The sequence below is a fragment of the Roseibacillus ishigakijimensis genome (assembly GCF_016595415.1).
Classification (GTDB): Bacteria; Verrucomicrobiota; Verrucomicrobiia; order Verrucomicrobiales; family Akkermansiaceae; genus Roseibacillus; species Roseibacillus ishigakijimensis.
On the sequence record NZ_JAENIO010000109.1, the window covers coordinates 1 to 878 of the forward strand.

Genomic DNA, 878 nt, shown 5'->3' on the forward strand with positions numbered 1-878 from the left:
AACACTCCTCGATCGGCTACCAAACCCCGGTCGCATTCGAGAGCAACTTCTACAAAAACTAAACCAAAAGTGGTCCAAAAATCCCTTGCACCTCAATAGCCTACCCTCGCCGATAACTCGACATCCTCCAAAGAGACCACCACCTCGGCATCTTGGAAGCTCTCATCCTGTATCAGGCGACGAACCTCTTTTCCCCAATTTTCACCAAGCGTTGAACGGTCTGGCAAAACAAGAATCTTCCTCCTCACCTCTTCCTGATAGTTCTTATTGACCACAGAAATTGCTCCGCCTTGGCGCTCGATTAGCAGGCCGTTTTCGATCGATAGCGAAGCCCCATAGAGGACAGCCCCAAAAAATAGCGCTACTCCAGCAGAACAACCCGCCACCTTCCCTAGGAGAGGAAAAACCCCTCTCCCTCTCAGCCACCATGCTCCGCAAAAAATCCCTAGAGCACTCGCTAGTGGCCACCACCAAAGGTTTTCAAAAATCCATAACGTGCTGAAAAAGTTAGCTCCAAAAAACACCAGCAGAGAAGCAGCTAAACCACCCAAGAGATGAGCGAGATCCCGCTTACTCTTCTGAAGATTCCGGTCTGACGCACAGACAAACGCCAAACTCACAATCGCCAATGCCATTCCTAGAACCCCCACCAAAAAAGGCAATCCCCGCTCCACTCCAACGTGGAGATAACTATTCACCATTCCTGCATAAGCCTCGCTTTCTTCCACCGGCTGAAACCAGTGCATATAGCCAGGTCCCGATTCCCCCTGCCCCCACCCCGTCCGGAAGTGTCCCCGTCATCGTTAAAATAGAGGTGGTAGTTGGTCGGCCCACGCGTGAGCGTGAGGTCGCAAAAACCAAACCAAACCAACTACCGT

The 878-nt window shown here is 51.5% G+C and carries 1 protein-coding gene; it reads right to left on the reverse strand.

Features of this window, described 5'->3' with window-relative positions; translation table 11 throughout:
- Window positions 1–92 precede the first annotated feature (92 nt).
- Window positions 93–698 carry a hypothetical protein gene (locus JIN78_RS16775; protein ID WP_200393151.1) on the reverse strand — a complete coding sequence of 202 codons (606 nt, stop codon included), beginning with the start codon at window positions 696–698 and terminating at the stop codon, window positions 93–95.
- Between the last annotated feature and the right edge of the window lie 180 nt (window positions 699–878).